The 4,045-nt window shown below is 72.0% G+C and carries 2 protein-coding genes; one reads left to right on the top strand and one right to left on the bottom strand.

All coding sequences use genetic code 11. The features are described 5' to 3' along the window. The coding region (locus tag AB0O00_RS31390; RefSeq protein WP_363657533.1) for a glycoside hydrolase family 48 protein at nucleotides 1-2,627 on the top strand (2,627 nt) is incomplete at its 5' end. A 73-nt stretch (nucleotides 2,628-2,700) separates the two neighbouring features. Here AB0O00_RS31390 and AB0O00_RS31385 read toward each other — a convergent pair. After that, nucleotides 2,701-4,045, bottom strand: a 1,345-nt coding sequence (locus AB0O00_RS31385) for a glycoside hydrolase family 3 C-terminal domain-containing protein (protein ID WP_363657531.1), incomplete at its 5' end; no start/stop codon positions are given.

The following is a 4,045-nucleotide window of genomic DNA, read 5'->3' as shown; positions in this document are numbered from 1 at the left end:
CCACCAGCGCCAACTTCTCGTACAGCGCCACCAACACCGCCCCCACCGCCTTCACCGTCAACGGCACCCCCTGCCGCGGTGCCAACCAGCCCCCGACCGTCTCGCTCACCTCCCCGGCCGCCGGGCAGACCTTCACCCCGGGCTCCACCGTGACGGTGTCCGCCACCGCGGCCGACGCCGACGGCACCGTCGCGAAGGTCGACTTCTACGCCTCGACCTCGGCCGGCACCAACACGCTGATCGGCACGGCCACCACAGCGCCGTACAGCATCGACTGGGCGAACGTGGCGGCGGGCGACTACTCGCTCACCGCCGTGGCCACCGACGACGCGGGCGCCACCACGACCTCCACTCCGGTCGCGATCAAGGTGGCCGGGCCGAGCGTCCTGGTCAGCCCGGCCTCGCTCGCCGTCCAGCAGGGCGGCACCGGGACCTTCAGCGTCGCACTCTCCCAGGCGCCGAGCGCCAACACCACGGTGACGCTGGCCCGTTCGGGCAGCGACTCGGACCTGAGCGTCACCTCCGGGGCCTCCCTGACCTTCACCCCCGCCAACTGGAACACTCCGCAGACCGTCACCGTCGCGGCCGGCACCGACGCCGCCCAGGTCGGCGGCACCGCCACCTTCACCGCCTCCGCGACGGGCTTCGGCTCCGGCGCCGTCACGGTGACCGAGGCGGCCGCGACGTCCGGCTACGACCGGTACTTCCTGGACCTCTACAGCAAGATCAAGAATCCGGCGAACGGCTACTTCAGCCCGCAGGGCATCCCGTACCACGCCGTGGAGACCCTGATCGTCGAGGCTCCCGACTACGGCCACGAGACCACCTCCGAGACGTACAGCTACTGGCTGTGGCTGGAGGCGGACTACGGCCGGGTCACCGGCGACTGGACGGGCTTCAACAACGCCTGGACCAGCCTGGAGACCCATCTGATCCCCAGCCACGCCCAGCAGCCCGGCCAGAGCACCTACAACCCGGCCAAGCCCGGCACGTACGGCCCCGAGAAGGCCCAGCCGGACCAGTACCCGGTCAAGCTGAGCTCCGGCGTGCCGGTCGGCACCGACCCGCTCTCCGCCGAGCTGAGCAGCTCCTACGGCAGCGCGGACGTGTACGCCCCGGCCTGGCTGCTGGACGCCGACAACAAGTACGGCTTCGGCCAGTGCGAGGACGGCACCGGCAAGCCCAGCCTGATCAACACCTTCCAGCGCGGCCCGGAGGAGTCGGTCTGGGAGACCGTGCCGCAGCCCGACTGCGACCTGTTCAAGTACGGCAACAGCAGCTCCGGCTTCCTGAGCCTGTTCAACGACGGCGGCGGCAACTTTAGCAAGCAGTACAAGTACACCGACGCGCCCGACGCCGACGCCCGGCTGGTCCAGGCTGCCTACTGGGCCGAGCAGTTCGCCAAATCGCAGGGCAAGAGCGCGGCCATCACCGCGACCCTGGCCAAGGCTGCCAAGCTCGGCGACTACCTGCGCTACTCGCTCTACGACAAGTACTTCAAGCAGGCAGGCAACTGCCTCGGCTCCACCGCCTGCCCGGGCGGCACCTCCAAGGCGAACGAGCAACTCGGCCTTCTCACCTGGTACTTCGCCTGGGGTGGGGCGGACGACGGCGGCTGGTCGTGGCGGATCTCCGGCTCCGCCGCCCACCAGGGCTACCAGAACCCGATGGCCGCGTGGGTGCTCGCCAACGACCCCGGCCTGAAGCCGCTCTCGCCGAGCGGCGCCACCGACTGGGCGGGCAGCCTGGACAAGCAGCTCCAGTTCTTCCAGTGGCTGCAGTCCACCGAGGGCGGCATCGCCGGCGGCGCCACCAACAGCTGGGGCGGGAACTACGGCGACGACGCGCCACCGCCGGCGGGCGACCCGACCTTCTACGGCCTGTACTACGACTGGCAGCCCGAGTACCACGACCCGGCCTCCAACCAGTGGTTCGGGTTCCAGACCTGGTCGATGGAGCGGTTCGCCGAGTACTACTACACCACCGGCGACACCCGGGCGAAGGCCATCCTCGACAAGTGGGTCCCGTGGGCGATGTCCGTCGCCAAGGCCGACCCGGCCACCGGCACCCTGACCACCCCCGACAAGCTCTCCTGGACGGGCGCACCCGACACCTGGAGCGCCACCAGCCCCGGCGGCAACGCCGGCCTGCACGTCACCGCGAGCGGCACCGCCACCGACGTCGGCGTGGCCGGCTCGCTGGCCAAGACCATCTCGTACTACGCGGCCAAGTCCGGCAGCAGCACCGCCCGGAAGTTCGCCCAGAACATCCTGGACACCCTGCACGCGAAGTACACCGACGGCCTGGGCTACTCGGCGGCCGAGACCCGCGCCGACTACAGCCGCTTCACGCAGGCGTACTCGCCGACCACCCATGAGGGCCTGTACATCCCGCCCGGCTGGACCGGCACCTACCCGGACGGTACGAAGATCAGCTCGTCGAGCAACACCTTCCTGTCCATCCGCCCCTGGTACACCAGCGACCCGCAGTGGTCCAAGGTGCAGAGCTACCTCGACGGCGGCGCCGCGCCGGTCTTCACCTACCACCGGTTCTGGGCCGAGGCGGACATCGCGACCGCCTTCGACACCTTCGCCCAGCTGTTCCCGACGGTGAACCCCGGCAGCTGAGTCGCCACACGCACACCGGCCCCGGCTCCGGCTCCGCGCACGCACGTACGCGGAGCCGGAGCCGGAAGCGGTGCTACGGAAGGCACCAGGAGACGTCGGCGACCTCCAGCTCCGCCGTGCCGTCCGTGTAGAGCATGAACGGCACGTCGACGTGCCGCAGGTCCGTGCCGACCGCCGCCAGTTCGGTCAGCGGGACGGAGACGGTGGTCCAGGCCTCCGGCCCCGCCGCGCGCAGCCGCACCGCCAGGTCGACGCCGGGCTGGGCCGGGAAGTCGTCGTGGCAGGCCAGGTAGAGAGGGGCGGAGGGCGGCTGCAGCACGCGCACGGCGAACCGCAGGTGCGCCCCGGCCTCCAGGTACCCGCGCAGGTCGGCGGGCAGCCCGGACGGGGACTCGGCATACACGAAGGCCGGGTGGCCCTTGAAGCGCAGCCGCAGCGCCGTCCCGTCCGGAGTGGGGAACGGCGTCGCCTGGACGATCAGGCAGTCCATCGGCTTGTGGAGGCCGACGTCCTCCCGGGACCACGTGTTGTGCCCGCCGACCCGCAGCCGGTAGGGGGTGCCCTCCGCGTCGAGGACGCGCAGGGGGCCGCTCACCCGTGGTGCCGGGGGCGCGGGCGGCGGGACGTGCAGCGACAGCGGCTCGCCGGGCGGCGCCGGGTCGTGCAGCGACAGGCCGTGGCCCAACGGGAACAGCGGGGTGTGGGCGCCCTCCGGCGCCGTCTCCTCCGTCGGCACGCGGTAGTCCGGCAGGTGCGCGGGGACGGCGTTGACGGCGCTGGCGTCGCGCGTCCTCGGCCAGGAGGAGGGCAGCCGGCCCTGGAAGTCGTGGGCGGGCGCACCGTCCTCCGCCGCGAACAGCACGTCCGTCACCCCCTGGGCGTACGGACCCGGCAGCCAGGCGACCACGAAGGCGTCCGAGAGGTTGATCTCCTCCGTGCAGTACAGCGGACGGCCGGTGAAGAGGACGGTGACCGTGCGCACACCCGCCGCGCGCAGGCGGCGCAGCAGCTCCAGGTCCCGCGCGTAGCTCTGCTTGAGGTCGGCGTAGCCGATCGAGCGCCACGGCCGGACGGTGCCGCGCATCTCCGCGTAGGCGTCCTCGCCGATGCAGACGATCGCGACGTCGTAGTCCTCGTAGTCTCCTGGATCGGTGAGGTCCGGCGCAGGGTCGACCGTGCAGTTGGCCGCGCCGACGATCCCGCGGACGGCGTCGGCCATGGTGGCGCCACCGGGCAGGTCAGCGCGCTCCAGGTCGTCGCCCTGCCAGGTGAGGGTCCAGCCGCCGCACTGCTTGCCCAGGTCGTCGGCCGCGCTGCCGGTGACGAGCACCCGGCCGGCCCGGGGCAGGGGCAGCAGCCCCGGGGTGTGCTTGAGCAGCACCAGGGACTTCCGGGCCGCCTCGCGGGCCAGCGCCCGG

This window comes from Kitasatospora sp. NPDC093558, from assembly GCF_040683475.1.
Taxonomy (GTDB): domain Bacteria; phylum Actinomycetota; class Actinomycetes; order Streptomycetales; family Streptomycetaceae; genus Kitasatospora.
The sequence above is the reverse complement of the archived record's forward strand: the minus strand, read 5'-3'. Positions and strand labels throughout refer to the sequence as shown.